This window comes from Paenibacillus sp. B01 (assembly GCF_009649995.1).
Lineage (GTDB): Bacteria > Bacillota > Bacilli > Paenibacillales > Paenibacillaceae > Paenibacillus_O > Paenibacillus_O pasadenensis.
The window spans coordinates 63,416-80,558 of the sequence record NZ_CP045802.1 but is presented as its reverse complement, the minus strand read 5'-3'; the positions used below and the strand labels follow the sequence as shown (position 1 = coordinate 80,558).

Here is a 17,143-nt window from a genome sequence, read left to right as displayed (position 1 = left end):
CACCAGATGTCCGTCCGTCCTTGCCTTGCATCGCCGATTACATGTCCGTCCCTAACGTCCGTCATCCCTCGGATGCCGGCCCTTCCCTGCCTCGCATCGGCCATCGCGGACCCGTCCCTAACGTCCGTCCTCCACCAGATGTCCGTCCCTGCCGGCCGATGCCGCGGGCGCTCCGTCCTGTCTTCGCTCTGCCTCGCCGCCTGCCTGCCGCCCTAGCTCACCGTGCGCGGCCGCTCCAGCTTGCTGAGGCCCGGCCAGCGGAACGTCGCCCACTCCGGCAGATGCTTGTCCACCTGGGCCACGACGACCGTCATGTCGTCCACGATCTCGCCCTTATACTGCCGCACGACGCGCTCGAGCAGCATGTCCGCGATCAGCTGCGGGTCGTCCGTCGCCATCTCCTGGATGATGCGCTTCATCCACAGCTCCTTGTTGACCGCATGGCCCGGAGCGTCGTAAATGCCGTCCGTCATCATGATGAGCGTGTCGCCCGGCTGCAGCTGCATGCGGATGAGGTCGACGTCGATGTCCTGCAGGATGCCGATTGGCAAGTTGTTGGCGGCCACCGGGATGACCTCGCTGCCGCGCTTGATGAAGCTCGGCGTCGAGCCGATCTTCATGAACGTCGTCTGCGCCGTGTACAGGTCGATCAGCGCCACGTCCACCGTGGCGAACATCTCGTCGGGCGAGCGCAGCATCAGCACCGAGTTGACCGACTTGATCGCGAGCTGCTCGTCCATGCCCGACTGCAGCAGCTGCTGCAGGATGCTGAGCGCCGTGCTGCTCTCCAGCCGCGCCCGCTCCCCGTTGCCCATGCCGTCGCTGATCGCGACCGCGAACTTGCCGTTGCCGAGCTCGACCGTGCTGAAGCTGTCTCCCGACAGCAGTCCGCCGCCCTTCGCCGCGCCGGCGATGCCGGTCGCGACCTCATACTCCTTGGCCGAGCCGAAGCGCAGCAGCCGGGGCTCGCCGTTTTTCAGCGGCTCCCGCTCCGCCTTCACCGCCACATGCTCGCCCAGAATGTCGCTGAGCAGCGGCGCAATAATTTTGCGGCCCTCGTCGTGTCCCTGCGGGAAAGTATGATAAACCTCAATCTCCACATTCCCCTCCTCGAGGCTGATGATGTCGATGCCGTGGATGGACAGCCCGAGCGCCTCCAGCGCGTCGCGGATCTGCTCCTCCTGCAGATGCAGCTGCTGCCCCTCGCGCTGGATCTCCCTCGCCAGATCCTCCATGATCTGCGAGACGCCGGCCAGCTGGTCGGCGACCAGTTGACGCGATTCGAAGATTTGCCGCTTCCAGTGCAGATCGTGCTTGTAGCGCTCATGCTGCTGCTGCAGGGCGTTCATGACCGGATGCGTCTTGCTGCAATGGCTCGTCCACGTCCTCGGCATGTCTTTTTTGCCGGTATACTCCCCCTCGTCGATCGTCGTCATCATCTCGGTCATCATCTTGTAGGTGTCCATGAACTTCGAGCTCCAGCACATGTCCTTGCGGTGGCAGCTGGCGCATACTTTGGAGGAGGCGGCATTCATGAAATGCTCGAGCTCCTCCTCGGCCGGCTTTTGCGGAGCGGCCGTATTGAGCTGCCCGAAGCTGCTCGCCAGCTGGCGGAACACTTCCGAGAACTGCGTCACCCGCTGCGCCGTCACTTCCCGGACGCGTTTCGCATACTCATGCTGCGACTTCACATGCTCGCTCGTGCCCGGCACGTAGCGGGAGATCGTCTTCACGACGAGCTTCGGCGTGAGCAGGAACAGCGCGGCGGCGACGACCGATTCCCAGGTGCTCGCCATGACGTCCATCCCTCCGCCTACATATAAGGAAAGGATCGACGTGCCGAGCAGCATGCCGAACGCGACGGCCATCCTTCCGCCTTCCTTCAGCAGCCCCGCAAGCAGTCCCGAGAAAGCCAGCAGGCTCATCTGCACGACCGCGTTCAGATTGGCGAGGCTGAGGATGAGGCCGGCGACAACGCCGACCGACGCCCCGAGCGGCGCGCCTCCCGCAAAGGCGAACAGCAGCAGCATGTAGCGGGAGAGGATATGCTCGAGCGACAGCCCTTGGATGCTCCACCCGACCGCCCCCGTCATGACCGACGCCATCAGGATCATGAGGCAGATGATCTCCTCGTTCTTGAGCGAGTTGCTCTTGCGCGTCATCGTCAGCACCGGGATCGCCTGCACGAACACCAGCGTCAGGACGAACGCGAGCGCCGACTCTACGCCGACCATCATCAGGTCGTACCAGCCGAGCGTCCCGTGCACGAACGCCCCGAACAACTTCACGACGAGCGTCGCCAGGAACACGAGGATCGGCGCCTGCGACAGCTCCGCCTTCTCGTACACCTCCAGTCCCTTCAGGAGCAGGAACAGCACCGCGATCTCCATCGCGATCGGAATCGCGCTCGGCGTCGCCGCCAGCAGGCTGCCGGCGACGAGCGACACGGCCGTCAGCTTGTACATGTCCCTGCGCAGGAAGTAGATGACCGCGAAGTACGCGGGAGCGAACGGCATCAGGTTTTCCAGGATGACCGCCCGACCGAGCAGGAAGCCGACGACAGCGAGCAGGATCGTCCAGCGCTTCGCGGCGATCAGCTGGAATACTCTCCACTGGGCCGCCCTTTCCCTCCCTCTGCGCAGCGCCTCCGCCGCGCGGCTTGTCCGAGGCTGGCCGGGGAACAAAACAACGTTGGCCTTTTCCTTCATTTCGGCACCACCATTTCCGCCTTAGTGTAGGTCTGATTATAGGGGCCGGTTTTTATGAAGTTTGTCAGAACAAGGCTTCTGCCCGAAAGTTTTTTCCGACACGCGGCGCGTCCGGGTCGAGCCGCCCGCGCCGCGCTGTCGGCTGGGGGCGCGAGCCCTTGCCCCGCAAGCGCTCCGGGTCGTTCGGAGAGCGGCCTGGCAGCCGCGGCGAAGCTCCCCTCGCGCGGATGATGCGGTGCTTCACCCCGTTTAGCTTCACTCGGGACGCGTCGAATCGCAGTGGGTTCGTGTCGGGATTGATGGGACGGAGGGGAAAAGTTTTTGGCATACGCGGGTATAAGGCGAATCGGGGGACGGCGGAGTCGAAGCCTCGGGGGCGGATGCTGTCCGCGCACGACGCCGGGCCGGGGCGGGCCAGCCGCGAGAAGCTCGAGGGCATGAGGCTTTGGGGGCAAAAAGAAAACCCCCAAGGCGGATGCCTTGGGGGTTTTTCGCTCGAACGAGCTCGTTTGAAATCATGTTTCGTTTTCCCGAACGGGAGCTATGTAGAACATTCGTATCCTATGATAGCGCGTCGGCTGTAGGCTGTCAATGCTTATGAAAGCTGTCCGACCGCCGCTTCGGCGGCCATCTGTCCGGTCTGCTTCAAGGCGAGGATGGCTTCCGCCTCGGCCTGCTGGAGCGGATCGCGCGAGAGCAGGCCGCGGACGAGCCTCCTCCGCTCCCCGAACGGCATCTCGATCGCCTGGAGCGGAATCGCCTTCATCGTCTTGCTCCAGGGGAGCTGGTAGAGGAGCAGGCTGTGGTGCAGGCCGTAGGCGACCGGGACCTCCAGATCGGAGCGGTTGTCGTCGCTGAGGCCGAACGGGATATGGCTGCCCAGCTCCTTTTCGATGACGCTTCTCAGCGTCGGCTGCTTCAGCAGCGTCTCATGGAACAAGGCCAGCACCTGCCGCTGCTGCCGGACGGTCAGCGACACGTTGACGAGCCGGCCCGCAGCGTTGCGCTTCTTGACCGGCTCGATGAGGCTCCGGCGCGACACGGTCGTCAGCTGGTTGATCATGATCGCCGTATCCTCGGCCGGCAGCGTGTCGACCGGACCGATGGCGAACTTCGGATGCTTCACCTTGCTGCTCAGGGGAAAAACGCTCAGGTTCGAGCTGTGCGCCGGCGCGTCCCACACGACGGCATAATGGGGCTCGTTCATGAGATGGCCGATGCCGATGAAGCTGACGAGCACGATATCGAATCGGTCGAGCGAAGGCTTGTAGACGGTCTTGCCGCGTTCATCCGTTCCTTGGGACAGCACTTTGGCTTCGGCGTTGATGAGGCGTTCGAACTGATCGACGAGCTTGTCCTGCAGCTCGCGGTCGAGGCGGCCGAATGTCTCATGGCCGTTCAGGCATTCATGCACGTTGGGGTCTCTCCTCCGGGGACTTAATCGGGCCGCTTGCTCAAGAGCCGATTAGATCCACTATTTTTGTAAAGACGAATCTCTCTTCCCTCCTTACCCGCTTTCGTCCGCGCGACGCGAAAAAAGCCCTCCGGCAAGGCGCGCTTCGCATCGAAGCGCTTCTTGCCGGAGGGCGGGAGAGGAGAATCATCGAGCCGCGCTCAGGAGCGCGGCGGAGGCGAAGCGACGGAGGACTCCGCATAAGGCAGCAGCGGCGTCTCGACCCGGTCGCGGTACGTCGGCTGGAAATAGGCGGCGAACGTCAGCGGCACGGTCAGCTCCTGCTCGCTGCCGCAGCCGCAGGAGCTGCGGCTCAGCTCCAGCGACTCCAGCGTCGTCAGGCGGGTCAGTCCGTGCAGGCTTTGCACGTACTTCAGCACGGCGTCGTACGTTCCCTTGACGACGGCCGACACCTGCAGGCGCAGCGGCCCTGCGGCCGCCGCCCCCGCCGGCTGCGGCTCCGAGGACGGGGAGCCGCCGGCCGCCAGGCCCAGCTCGTCGACGGCCGGGGCGGCATCGCCTTCGGCCGCGGGGGCGCCTTCTCCGGGAGCGGCGGAACGCTCGGCGGACGGATCGGAGCGGAGCGGACGGGAGGCGGCCAGATCGCCGCTGAAGGCGATCGACACATGCTCCACGCCGTTTTCGGCGCCGAGCTGCTCGAGATCGAGCACGAGCTGCTCCGTGTTGTCCCAGTACGGCAGCTCCGCCTGGACGCCTTCCACGGGGCGAATCTCCGCCTCCTCCCGGCGTTCCTGGAGCTTGGCGATCAGGATGTCGTTCAGCTTCTGCTGCGTGCCGAGCTCCGCCTCGAGCGAGGCGGCCTTTTCCTCCGCCGGCTTCAGCCCGTAGAGGAAGAACAGCAGCAGGCCGAGGAAGAGGATCGCGGACAGCAGCAAAATCCAGGAATTGCGTCTAGCTGCCATCGGCGGTCCCCTCCTTCGTAGGCTCGGTCGGCTTCAGGACGATCGTATAGGCCGCTGCATACGTCGGCGTCGCGTCGTTCTCGGCCCCTGTCTGCTCCTGCTTGATCGAAGTCAGCGTCGCCTGGTCCAGCCACTCGATCCGCCGGATATCGAACAGATAGCGGGAGGAATCCTTCATGCCGCCCAGCCGGACCGATACGCTCAGCTGCCCTCCGCTGCTGTAGGCGATGCTCTGCAGCTCCGCTCCCGTCGGCAAATAAAACTCGAGATCGCGCACGTAGCCGGCCGCATCCCGCCGCTGGGCCCGAATCTGCTCGGCCTGCTCGTACGGATCGGCTTCCGCTCCGCTGGCCTGCCGGTTCAGCCCGTCGAGCTGGCGCTGCAGCGCCAGCTGCTGCTGGCTCGCGTCCAGCAGCCGCTCCTGCGCGTCGGACGCCGCTTGCCGCTCGCCGGCATAGCTGTAGCCGAGCAGCGCGGCGCAGGCGATCCAGGCGACCGCGAGCATCGCCGCCGCCAGCGGCGCCAGCCGCTGCTCGCGGTCGACGCGCGGCAGCAGGTTCAGCCGGCGGATGCCGGATCCGCGGACGAGCAGCCCGGCCGGCACGACGTACGGCTCCGCGCGGCCGTCCAGGCTCTCGGCAGCGAGGCTGCCGGGCTCGGCGCCGCGGAACTCCACCTCCGGCAAAGCGGCGGCCAGCGACTGCCGCAGCGCCTCCGCCTGCTTGCCGGCACCGGTGATGACCGCCTGCCGGATGCGGGAGCGGCCTTCCTGCAAGCCGAATTCATAGAAGCTGAGCATGCGCGTGATCTCGGCGGTAAGCTCCCCGATGCGCAGGCCGCCCAGCTCCTGGTCCACGCCGTCCGCCTCGATGGAGCGCACGAACACCGGGTTGCCTTCGTGAAACATCGCGATTTCCGCCGCGGCTCCGCTTAGATGGACATGCATCCGCTCGCAGGGAGGCTCGTCGCCGAAGCCCGCCGCTCCTTGCAGCGCCGTCGCCACGATGCCCGTGCCGACGACGCGGATGCGCGCCTCCCGCAGCATCGCGACCAGCGGCTCGATCCAGCTGCGGGGCGCCGCGTAGACGAGCGCCTGCGCGCTTTCCCCGCCTTGCTCGAGCAGGACATAGTCATAGACCGGATGCTCGAACGGCAGATGCATGACCGTCTCGACTTCCAGATGGATCAGCTGGCGCAGCTCGCGGTCGCTCGCCGCCGGCAGCGCCATCCTGCGTACGATGACCTGGGAGGTCGGCACCGCCAGCACGGCGACCGCGCCTTGCAGCTTGCGCTCCCGCGCCCACTCCCGGATCGAGAGCCGCAGGCTTTCTTCGTTGACGATGGCGTCCTGCGCGATCAGTCCCGGAGGGAACGGAAAAAATCCGGCCTGCTCCGGATCCAGTCCCTTCTTGCCGAGCGGAGCGTAACGGATTCCGGCGGCGTCGATCGCGATGCCGATCCGCTTTCTGCCTAGTGCGGGCATCCTTATCACATCCTGCCTACTTGAATAATTGAAGGTAGCTGCCGATCAGCGCATCCCCGTACCCGTACGCGATCAGCGCGCCGAGCATGAGGAAAGGGCCGAACGGCATCGGCTGGCGCAGCTTGCTCCGCCGCCGCAGCAGCAGGACGAGTCCTGCCGCCGTTCCGGCGAAGCTGCCGAGGAGCAGCGTCAGAAGCGCGCCTTTCCAGCCGAGCGCGAGTCCGATCAGCGCCAGCAGCTTGACGTCGCCCATCCCCATGCCTCCCCGGCTCAGCAGCGCGACTAGCAGCAGCACGCCGCCTCCGGCGATCGCCCCGAGCGCGTACTCCGCATAGGAGCGTCCGTCCGGCTCGAGCAGGCGCAGGAGCAGCAGCGGCGGCAAGAACGCCAGCAGCACCGCGTTCGGAATCCGCATGTAGCGGATGTCCGACACGGTCACGATGACGGCCAGGCTGGCGAGCAGCAGGCCGATCAGGCCCTGCGCCGTCAGGCCAAACCGCAGGTACGCCCAGACGAACAGCAGCGCGGCGGCCAGCTCGCCTGCCGGGTACAGCGGCGAGACTGGCGCCGCGCAGCTGCGGCAGCGCCCCCGGCTGAGCGCGTAGCTCAGCACGGGGACGAGCTCGCGCGCCGCGAGCCGATGCCCGCAGTGCGGGCAGGCGGACGGCGGCCGCACGACCGATTGGCCGAGCGGCACGCGCAGCGCCACGACGTTGAAGAACGAGCCGCAGGCGAGTCCGAGCGCGAACAGGTAGAGGGAGATGAGGAGGGTCATGGGTTTTTATTTATTTTAGATCTGCTGCTTGGTAAACTTTATCTTCGGTTGTTGCGGCTTCATCTGTACTTATAGTTACCGAATCGAGAGTGCCATCAGCTTTAAACTTTACCTCCCCACCTGTAATCACTGCTTTGGTACTTGGAAGCCTGAGCCCTGCATCCAAATAATTTTTAGATACCAATGTGTCACCTGTACCACCGACAATTTTAATATCCTTACCTTTAAAATCACCATTCAATTCCGTCGACACGTACATCCTGGCTGCATCATAAATTTGTTGTGCTGTAGCGATGTCGGACTTGTCTCTCGATTTATTCATGATGTTGCTGATGACCGGAATCGCAATCGCAGCAATAATCCCCAAAATAACGATTACCGCCAGAAGCTCGATCAGTGTGAAGCCTTTCTCGTCCTTCTTCAACTTCTTCAAAATTGCTGTCATGTTTATTCCTCCTAAATGAATGATGACTTGAACCTCAGGGCATCCAGGGTTCACTGCATGCCCTGCAATATAGATTGAGCTCATACCTGTAACCCGATTTTTTCGGGTTACAGCGTCTTTCTTGCCACTTCGAGCACCTGCAACCTGATTTTTTCGGGTTACAGCGTCTATTCCGTGACTTCGAACACCTGCAACCCGATTTTCTCGGGTTGCAGCTTCTTTTCCATCACTTCGGACATCTGCAACACGATTTTTTCGGGTTGCAGCTCTGGTAACGCATCTCCAACTACCCGAGTTACTCGGTTTTTCCGCGCAACTGCCGCTCCGACGGCCTTCCAACTACCCCGTTACTCGGTTTTTTCGCGTAACTGCCGCTCCGACGGCCTTCCAACTACCCAGTTACTCGGTTTTTCCGCGCAACTGCCGCTCCGACGCGCCTCCAACTACCCCGTTACTCGGTTTTTCCGCGTAACTGCCACTCCGACGGCCTTCCAACTAACCAGTTACTCGGTTTTTCCGCGTAACTGCCACGCCGGCGCGCCTCTAACACCCGAGTTACTCGGTTTTTCCGCGCAACTGCCACTCCGACGGCCTTCCAACTACCCAGTTACTCGGTTTTTCCGCGCAGCTGCCACGCCGGCGCGCCTCCGACCAAGTTTTCCGCGCAACCGCCGCGCCGTCGCGCCTCAAAAGCCGCCTACCCCATCTGCCCGTACAGGCTGAACATCGGCAGCATGATCGCCGCGACGATGAGGCCGACGACGCCGGCGAGGAAGACGATGAGCAGCGGCTCGATGAGCGACTTCAGCCGGTCGACGGTGTTGTCGACGTCCATCTCGTAGAAGTCCGCGACCTTGGCCAGCATCTCGTCGAGCGCGCCCGTCTCCTCGCCGACCGCGATCATCTGCGTGACGAGCGGCGGGAATACCCACGACTGCTTGAGCGGCTCCGACAGCGGATTGCCCCGCCGCAGCGAGTCGGCGCTCAGCCGCAAGTAGCGGGCGATGACGCGGTTGCCGACCGCCTCCTCGACGATCTGCAGCGACTGCAGCATCGGCACGGCGCTCGCATACAGCGAAGACAGCGTGCGCGACACCTGGGCGATCGCGCCCTTTTGCTGCAGCTTGCCGAACACCGGCAGCTTCAGCTTCACGTAGTCGAGCGCATACGCGCCGCGCTGCGTCCGTTTGAACCCGAGCAGCAGCGCCAGCAGCAGCACCGCCGCTCCGAGCCACAGGTACCATTCGTTCTCGATGCTGGCGCTGAGCGCCATGACGACCTTGGTGATCGCCGGCAGCTCCGCGTTCATCGACTCGAACATGCTGACGAACTGCGGCACGATCGCCTTGAGCAGGTAGATGACGGCCGCGACGGCGAGCAGCCCGACGATGACCGGATAGGTGAGCGCCGACTTGATCTTCTCCCGCGTCACATGCCCCTTCTCGAAAAACGTCGCCAGCCGCTCGAGCGTCCCCTCCAGGTCGCCCGACTCCTCGCCCGCCCGGATCATGCTCGTAAACATGACGGGGAAGATGCGCCGATGCTCCATCGCCGCCTGCGAGAAGCTGCTGCCGCGCAGCAGCGAGGCATGGACGTCGCGCAGCGCCTTGCGCAGCGGCTTGCTCTCTGTTTGCTGGGAGAGGATGTCGGTCGCCTGCACGATCGGCACGCCGGCCCGGACGAGCGTGGCGAACTGCCGGCAGTAGACGATGAAGTGGGCCGGCTTGACGGGATTGCCGATGTAGATGTCCATCTGCAGCAGCGAGCTGCGATGCTCCTCCAGCGCCAGAACGACGAGCCCCCGGCGCCGCAGCTCCTCGACCGCCGACGACTTGTCCATCGCCGTCAGCATGCCCTTCAGCTGCTTGCCGGCGGAGCTTTTGACATGATAGTGAAACTGCGCCACGCGCTACTCCCCTCTCTCCTGCAGGTAAGCCCTCGCGTCGGCCGGATCGGCCGCGCCCTGGCGCAGCAGCTCCTGCACGCTGCTCTCCAGCGTGGCCATCCCCTGCTGCCGGCCCGTCTGCATGACGCCGCGCAGCTGATGGACCTTCTCGGTCCGGATCAGATTGGCGACGGCCGGCGTGTTGACGAGGATCTCCGCGGCGCAGACGCGCCCGCGTCCTCCCGCCCGGCGCAGCAGCCGCTGGGCGTGCACGCCGATCAGCAGCGAGGCGAGCTGCGCGCGGATCTGCCCCTGCCTGTCCGCTCCGAAAGCATCCACGATCCGGTCGACCGCCTGCGGCGCGTCCGCCGTATGGAGCGTGGACAGCACGAGATGCCCCGTCTCCGCCGCCGTCAAGGCGGCCGCCATCGTCTCCGCGTCGCGCATCTCGCCGACGAGGATGACGTCCGGCGCCTGCCGCAGCGCGGCCCGCAGGCCGCTGGCGAAGCTCGCCGTATCGCGGCCGATCTCCCGCTGGTCGATCAGCGAGCGCTCCTGCGGGTACACATGCTCGATCGGATCCTCCAGCGTGACGATGTGCAGGCTGCGCGTCCGGCTCAAGTGCCCGACGAGCGCCGCCAGCGTGGACGACTTGCCGCTGCCGGTCGGGCCGGTGACGAGCAGCAGCCCTTGCCGCCGCTGCGCCCAGTCCGTCAGCATGCGCGACAGGCCGAGCTCCTCCAGCGTCGGCGTCCCGTCCGGCAGCACGCGCGCCGCGAGCCCGAGGCCGCCGAGACGGCGGAATACGTTCAGCCGGTAGCGGCTGCCGTCCGCCTCGCAGGCGAGATCGGCCTCGCCCTCCGCGTCGAAGCGCTCCCTGCGGCTGCCGAGCAGCGGCAGCAGCAGCGCCTCCGCTTGCTCGCGTCCGAGCGGCGCGGCCAGCGAGACGGCAGGCGCCAGCGCCCCGTCGATCCGCAGCAGCGGCGGCGCTCCGGCCGCCAGATGCAGATCCGAGGCGCCCCGCTCGCGGGCCTCGCGCAGCAGCTCCCGCAGCAGTCCCTGCGGTTCGTTCATATCGGTCCAGCCTCCTTTTGCCCTTGCAGGCGCAGCCTGATGCGGTTCCCCGCGCGAGGCCGGCCGAGCCTGGCGCGCCGGCGCCCTGCTGCCGCCTCGGACGCTCCCTTTTCCAGCCTCAGCGCAGCGCCGCCTCGCGCATCACTTCCTGCACGGTCGTCTGTCCCTGCAGCACCTTGTCCATGCCGTCCTGCAGCAGGCCGGCCAGGCCGGCCCGCTCCGCCGCTTCCCGCAGCTCGAGCACCGAGGCGTCGTCGCCGATCATCCGGCGCAGCTCGTCCGTCACGGCCAGCACCTCGTGGATCGCGATCCGGCCGCGGTAGCCGGTCTTGCTGCAGCTGCCGCAGCCGGCGCCGCGGTACAAGCGATCCGTCTCGATGCCGTAGCTGCGCAGCAGGATCCGCTCCTGCTCGGTCGGCTCATGCGCCTGGCGGCAGTCCGGGCAGATTCGCCGGACGAGCCGCTGCGCGACGACGCCGACGAGGGAGCTGGCGATCAGATAGCTGGCGATGCCCATGTCGCGGAACCGGGTCACCGTGCTGACCGCGTCGTTCGTATGCAGCGTCGACAGCACGAGATGGCCGGTCAGCGACGCCCGGATGGCGATCTCCGCCGTCTCCGAGTCGCGGATCTCGCCGACCATGACGATGTTCGGGTCCTGGCGCAGGATCGAGCGCAGCCCGGCGGCGAACGTCAGCCCGATCGCCGGGTTCACATGCACCTGGTTGATGCCTTCCAGCTGGTATTCCACCGGATCCTCGACGGTGATGATGTTCTCGCTGTCGCGGTTGAGATGCTGCAGCGCCGAGTACAGCGTCGTTGTCTTGCCGCTGCCCGTCGGGCCGGTGAGGAGAACGATGCCGTAAGGCGACTCGACCATTCCTTTGAACAGCCGGTAGTTGTCCGGGCTGAAGCCGAGCTGCTCGATGCCTTTGACGCCGACGCTCAGATCGAGGATCCGCAGCACCAGCTTCTCGCCATGGATCGTCGGCAGCGAGGAGATCCGGATGTCCACCGTGCGGAAGTCGACCTGCATCTTGATCCGGCCGTCCTGCGGCAGCCGCCGCTCGGCGATGTTGAGCTTGGCCATGATCTTGAGCCGCGCCGTAATGTAGCCCTGCATCGCCTTGGGAATGACCCGCTCCGTGCGCAGCTCGCCGTCGATCCGGTACCGGATGAGCACCTGCGTCTCGCCCGGATCGACATGGATGTCGGACACCTGCAGCTGCACCGCCTGCTGGATCATGCCGTTCACCAGCCGCACGACCGGCGAGTCCTCGTCGGTGATCTCCATCTCGCCGATCTCGTCCTGCGTCGGCAGCTCGCCCAAGATCTGGCTCATGGAGTCCTGCAGGCCGTAGAAGCGGGCGATGGCGCGCTGCAGCTCCTCTTTGGTGGAGATCGCCGGCTCGATCCGGAAGCCGGTGCTCATCCGCAGCTCCTCGATCGCGAAGTAGTCGAGCGGATCGGCCATCGCCACCATCAGCTTGCCGCCCTCTTTGTGAAGCGGGATGACCTGATAGCGGCGCGCCAGGCTCTCCGGGATGATCTGGGCGATGGAAGGATCGATCTGGTACTTGAACAGGCTCACATGCGGAATGCCCAACTGGAATTCCAGCACCTCGATGAGCTGCTGCTCGGTCATGTAGCCTTGGGCGATGAGCAGATCGCCCAGCTTCTGCTTCGTCCGTCCCTGCTCGCGCAGCGCCTCCTGCAGCTCCGTCTCCGTAATGACGCCGCTCTCGACCAGCAGGTCGCCGAGCCTTTTCCTCACCCTGTTCATCTCGCTTCGCCGCCTTCCTCTCTTCCCGCCGTCGCGGCTTGTCCTCCTAATTATCGAAAGGAAATATCGATAAGTTTAGGCCTTTAGTCTCAACATCAGAAATTAATGAACGTTTTCTCATAAAACGAATCATAATTATCGTTTAATCAATAAATATCGTCTTTTTATTTCAATATGTGAATAAAACCAGGTCTTTAACTTCCAATATGTGTTTTTTCGATGTCGAATCGATTATAATCAAACTATCCAAAATTAGTCTATATGAACTATGACCTTTTTCCGTATTCCACCATTCCATTCTGGAGGTAGATGCTCCCCATGGCCGCCCGTCTCCGCTCCGCGCTCTGCGCCCCTTTGGCGATCCTGCTGCTGCTGGCATCGCTGCTGTCGCTCTGGCCGCCATCCGTTCCTTCGGCGTCGGCGGCATCCGCCGCCAAGATCCGGCTGCTCGAACTGACGGACGCCGGCACGTCCGATCTGAAGCCGCTGCTCGGCTCCGCCGACTACGAGATCACGACGATGAAGATGAAGACGTTTGTCGCCTCCCGCGTCGACATCGACGGCCTGTACGACGCCGTCTACATCGGCAAGGGCAAGTACAATCCCGAGTCGATGTCCTATCTGTCCACGTCCGACGCACGCAATGCGGCGCATGACACGTCCAAGAAGCTCAACGACATCACGAACCTCAAGGCGCAGGAGCTGATCGACGGCTACGTCAACCGCGGCCTGCTCGTGCTTCTCTACAGCGACAAAGCGACGTCCGACGGCCTGCTGTATCAGCCGGCCCTCCCGAACGGAGAGTCAGGCGTGCTGAAAAAAAGATTTTCCATCTACCAGGAGAGCGGCAAGCAGCGGGAAAACGTGCTGTTCCTCGACAAGCAGGGGCTGAGCGCGATCGCCTCCACCTTGAAGCAGAACAAGTACGCGCGCCTGCTCTCGCTGAGACCGGAGCTGAACGTGACGGAGGCGCCGACCGACTATGTGACGAATCCGTCCCATTTCTACCGCGCGGGCGACACGCTCGTCTTCCGCTACGAACAGCCGGCCGAATCCCGCCTGCGCGCGAACCTGTACCTCAACCTGGACGCGTCGCTGCGCTTCCAGGCGGAGCAGGTCGTGGCGACTTCCGACGCCTCCGGGCCGTCCGGCGAGCTGCGGTACCGCATGCCGCGAGGCTACTCCGGGCTGTACTATTGGAAGCTGGAGCTGGTCGAGCTCGAGACCGGGCTGAAAAGCTACGCCTCCGGCGCCGTCCGCTTCCGCGACCGCCAGACGGAAATCAGCGTCCTCCAGGTGCTGCCGGGCAACGCCAACAGCGACTTGACGAAGGACACGGTGCTGAAGCAGAGCTACCTGAGCACCGAGGACTACCGGATCGCGCTGAAGACGGCCACGATCCAGGCGTTCAACACCAAGGGCGGCCCGTACGGGTACGACTCCATCGGCGGCAAGTACGACATGCTGATCTTCGGCTTCAAGGACTCGTACAACGGCAGCGCCCCGATCAGCGAGACGGCCGCCAAGGCCGTCAAAGACTTCATCGAGACCGGGCAAAGCGTCCTGTTCACTCACGATACCGTGTTCATCTCCGACGGCACGACCGACAACGTCTGGACGCGGAACTTCAAGCCCGTCACCGGACAGACCGGCCTCCACACGAACATCGGGCTGGGAGCGCCCAAAACATCCTCGACCGTCGCCAAAGTCAACGACGGCCTGCTGACGAAGTTCCCGTTCAACCTGGATGCCGGCACGCCGTCCGTCGCGACGACGCATGACCAGTACTTCATGCTCGATCTGGAGGATCCGACGCTCGTGCCGTGGTACAACATCACCGGCGGCACGCGGGACAACAGCGACAGCTGGAATCATTACTACACCTATTCCAAAGGCAACGTCACCTACTCCGGCACCGGCCACCAGGGCGACAGCGGCACGTTCCCCGATTGGGAGCAGCGCCTGTTCGTCAACACGATGTACCGCGCCTTCATGGGCTCCAACCATAAGCCGGAGCTGGCCGTCCACGCTCCCGCCGCCTACTCGGCCCAAGCAGGCAACTACATCCCGCACTACCAGCAGATCCCGGTCAGCTTCACCGCGGAGGATCCCGACTACAAGGACCGCCGGATCAGCGCCAAGGTGGAGTTCCTGTACACGGGCACGGACGGCAAGCCGGTCGTCCGCACGATGTCCGAAAACGCCTCGCTGCTGTCGGGCACGCTCGTATCCGAGTCGTATCCGAATCCGCTGCCTCAGGGCGGAGAGCTGACGGTACGCATCACCGCGACCGACCGGCAAGGCGCCTTCTCGACCGAGTCGGTGCGCGTCGTCGTGCGGCCCGTGACGGCCGGCCTGCAGGTCGACCGCTCCGTGACCGGCACGTTCAAGGAAGCCTATGTCGAAAAGGGCAAGGACTTCACGCTGAGCTACGTCGTCCGACCGCAGCCGGTGACGGCGGCCAAAGGCCAGTCGGATCTCGTCATCGCCGCTCCGGCGTTTCAGGAAAAGCTGCCGCCGAATCTCGAGCCGGTCTCGCTGCCGCCCGGATTCCAAAAGAGCGGCACGCTCGCAAGCGGCTACACGGTGACGGGCACGCTGCCCGACATCCGCTACGCCGCCGATCCGTCCGGAGACGGCACGCGCTACGTGGCGGATCAGGTCCCGTTCTCGATTACGGCCAAAGCCGCCGCGATCGGCAGGCTGCCGCTCGACCAGGCGACGCTGACGTACCGCAATCTCGGCCAGATCGCAGGCACGTCGCTCCGCTTCAACGCCCTCACGCTCGAGGCGATCGTCAAGCCGACCGCGCTGTCGCTGCCGGCGGAGGTCGACATCGCGTTCGGCCAGAGCTTCAAGCTGCTGCTGACGATGGATCCCGCGGAAGCGTCGGTCATCGGCTTGAAATGGACGACGAGCCAGCCGGCCCATGTATCCATCGAGGAGAGCGTCATCGGCGGCATCATGGTGAAAGGCTTGAAAATCGGCCAGTCCTCCGTCGTCCAGGTGACGGACGAGCTGACCGGCCTCAGCGCCAGCACGAAGGTGAATGTGATTCAGCCGGGCTTGTCGCTGAGCACCGCGGACGGAGCCTCCGTCTACACGCTCGGCAGCCGGATCGGACTGAAGTCGGTGCTCACCAAGGTGACGAGCGACGTGGTGCCGAGCGGCGCGCAGGTCGAATGGTCCGTCAGCCCGCAGCAGGCGGGTGCGGAAAGCATTCGAGAAAGGCAGCGTACGCCGGGCGTCTGGGAGTGGACGTCAGGCTTCTATCCCTCGAGCCCCGGAACGTACACGCTCCGAGCCCGGCTGACCGTGCAAGGGCTGAACGACAAAGGCGAGCTCGTCTCCCGGACGTACGAATCGCCTGAGCCTGAGCTGAAGCTGGACATCGTCGCCCCCGACCTGCAGGTGAGCGGTCCGGCCGTCATCGTCGCCGGCGACAGCGCGGCGTCATGGACCCGTAACTGGGGCGATAGGCGGCCGGTCGGCACCGATGTCCCAGGCCGGGCTCTGACGTACGCCTGGAGCTGGGAGCCGTCCGCAGGCCCATCGAAGAGTCTGCCCGCCGACAGCGGCTATCAGAGCGTTCGCATGGATCCATCCCTGACAGGGAGCGGCCATGTAGCGCTCAAAGTCACTCAGCCGCTGCAAGCCGGCCAGACGCCGATCGAGCTGGCCAAGGCGGCCCAGCCGGTGCGCATCATTGCCAAGCCGGCTCTTGCCGCCGGCAAGAGCGAGCTGCTGCCGGGCGAGCAGACGCAGCTGTCGCTCCGCTGGGACGGCGTCGCCGCGGCCGACATCCCCGAGCATACGGTCAGTTGGACCGTCAGCGGCTCCGGCACGCTCCAGGGCGATGCCGCGAACAGCCGCACGCTGACCGCCTCGAAGCCCGCGGGAAGCAGCGGCAAGGCGAAGGCAGCGGCCATCGTGACGATGGCGACGGGCTATTCCTTCACGGTAGAGCGGGAGCTGGGCGTGTTCGCGCCGGAGCTGGCGCTGTCCGCGCTGCCGGAGAGGCTTGCGGCGGGCCAGCAGCTGACGGTATCCGCGAGCTGGAGCCCGGCCTATAGCGGCAGCCTGTCCGCTCTGATCTGGAGCCTCGGCGGCGCTCCGGCCGATCGGGCGACGCTGGCGCCGATCGCCGGCAACCCCGCCAAGGCGCTGCTGTCCGCGGTCAGCCCCGGCAGCGCGACCGTGACCGGCTCGATCGAGCTGGGCTCCGGCTATCGCTCCAGCGTCTCCAAGTCCGTTCTGATCGGGGACTTCTCCCTGCCTGCCGCCCTGACGCTCGAGCAGGGCGCGCAGCTGCCGCTGCGGACGAGCGGCCTGCAGGCGCAGCCGTCCTCGCTCGCAAGCGAGATCCTAGGCGCCCTGCGCTGGGGCAGCAGCTCCCCGGCCGTCGTCTCGGTCGACGCAAGCGGCCGGCTGACCGCCAAAAAGCCGGGCTCCGCCGTCATCAGCGCTGTCTGGCGGGCGAACGGACTGCCGGGCGGCTCGCTGCAGCGGACGATTGCAGTGACGGTGAAGGCGCCGTCCGGCGAACGCCTGGGCGATCGCTATTGAAGGATGGCAAATGAAAAAACGGGACCAAGCGGAGATTTTCTCCGCTTG

General features: G+C 64.9%; 10 protein-coding genes. 1 reads left to right on the top strand and 9 read right to left on the bottom strand.

Annotation, left to right across the window (positions count from 1 at the left end; translation table 11 throughout):
* Positions 1-212 precede the first annotated feature (212 nt).
* From spoIIE to GE073_RS00320, 9 genes are all read right to left on the bottom strand, one after another.
* On the bottom strand, positions 213-2,708 hold the full coding sequence (gene spoIIE, locus GE073_RS00360; protein ID WP_028598288.1) for a stage II sporulation protein E: 2,496 nt from the start codon (positions 2,706-2,708) through the stop codon (positions 213-215).
* A 595-nt stretch (positions 2,709-3,303) separates the two neighbouring features.
* The gene (locus tag GE073_RS00355; RefSeq protein ID WP_101808277.1) at positions 3,304-4,122 is read right to left on the bottom strand and encodes a type II toxin-antitoxin system PemK/MazF family toxin; all 819 of its coding nucleotides are present in this window, start codon (positions 4,120-4,122) and stop codon (positions 3,304-3,306) included.
* A gap of 200 nt (positions 4,123-4,322) precedes the next feature.
* Positions 4,323-5,084: a hypothetical protein gene (locus tag GE073_RS00350; RefSeq protein ID WP_153782524.1), complete on the bottom strand. Its 762-nt coding sequence runs from the start codon at positions 5,082-5,084 to the stop codon at positions 4,323-4,325.
* Positions 5,074-6,567 (bottom strand): pilus assembly protein PilM, encoded by a 1,494-nt coding sequence (pilM, locus tag GE073_RS00345; RefSeq protein ID WP_153782523.1) that lies wholly within the window; start codon positions 6,565-6,567, stop codon positions 5,074-5,076. The genes GE073_RS00350 and pilM overlap by 11 nt, the downstream gene beginning before the upstream one ends.
* Before the next feature lie 16 nt (positions 6,568-6,583).
* Positions 6,584-7,342 carry a prepilin peptidase gene (locus GE073_RS00340; RefSeq protein ID WP_028598286.1) on the bottom strand — a complete coding sequence of 253 codons (759 nt, stop codon included), beginning with the start codon at positions 7,340-7,342 and terminating at the stop codon, positions 6,584-6,586.
* A 10-nt stretch (positions 7,343-7,352) separates the two neighbouring features.
* Complete coding sequence (locus GE073_RS00335; protein ID WP_101808275.1) at positions 7,353-7,787, bottom strand: prepilin-type N-terminal cleavage/methylation domain-containing protein; 435 nt, start codon at positions 7,785-7,787, stop codon at positions 7,353-7,355.
* Between the two features lie 697 nt (positions 7,788-8,484).
* Entirely contained in the window at positions 8,485-9,693 is a 1,209-nt protein-coding gene (locus tag GE073_RS00330) for a type II secretion system F family protein (protein WP_028598235.1), read from the bottom strand.
* Between the two features lie 3 nt (positions 9,694-9,696).
* Entirely contained in the window at positions 9,697-10,746 is a 1,050-nt protein-coding gene (locus tag GE073_RS00325) for a type IV pilus twitching motility protein PilT (RefSeq protein ID WP_153782522.1), read from the bottom strand.
* Positions 10,747-10,864: 118 nt separating this feature from the next.
* Positions 10,865-12,529: a GspE/PulE family protein gene (locus GE073_RS00320; RefSeq protein ID WP_153782521.1), complete on the bottom strand. Its 1,665-nt coding sequence runs from the start codon at positions 12,527-12,529 to the stop codon at positions 10,865-10,867.
* A gap of 318 nt (positions 12,530-12,847) precedes the next feature.
* Between GE073_RS00320 and GE073_RS00315 the strand changes: the two genes are divergently transcribed.
* On the top strand, positions 12,848-17,095 hold the full coding sequence (locus GE073_RS00315; protein ID WP_194843227.1) for an Ig-like domain-containing protein: 4,248 nt from the start codon (positions 12,848-12,850) through the stop codon (positions 17,093-17,095).
* Positions 17,096-17,143 lie beyond the last annotated feature (48 nt).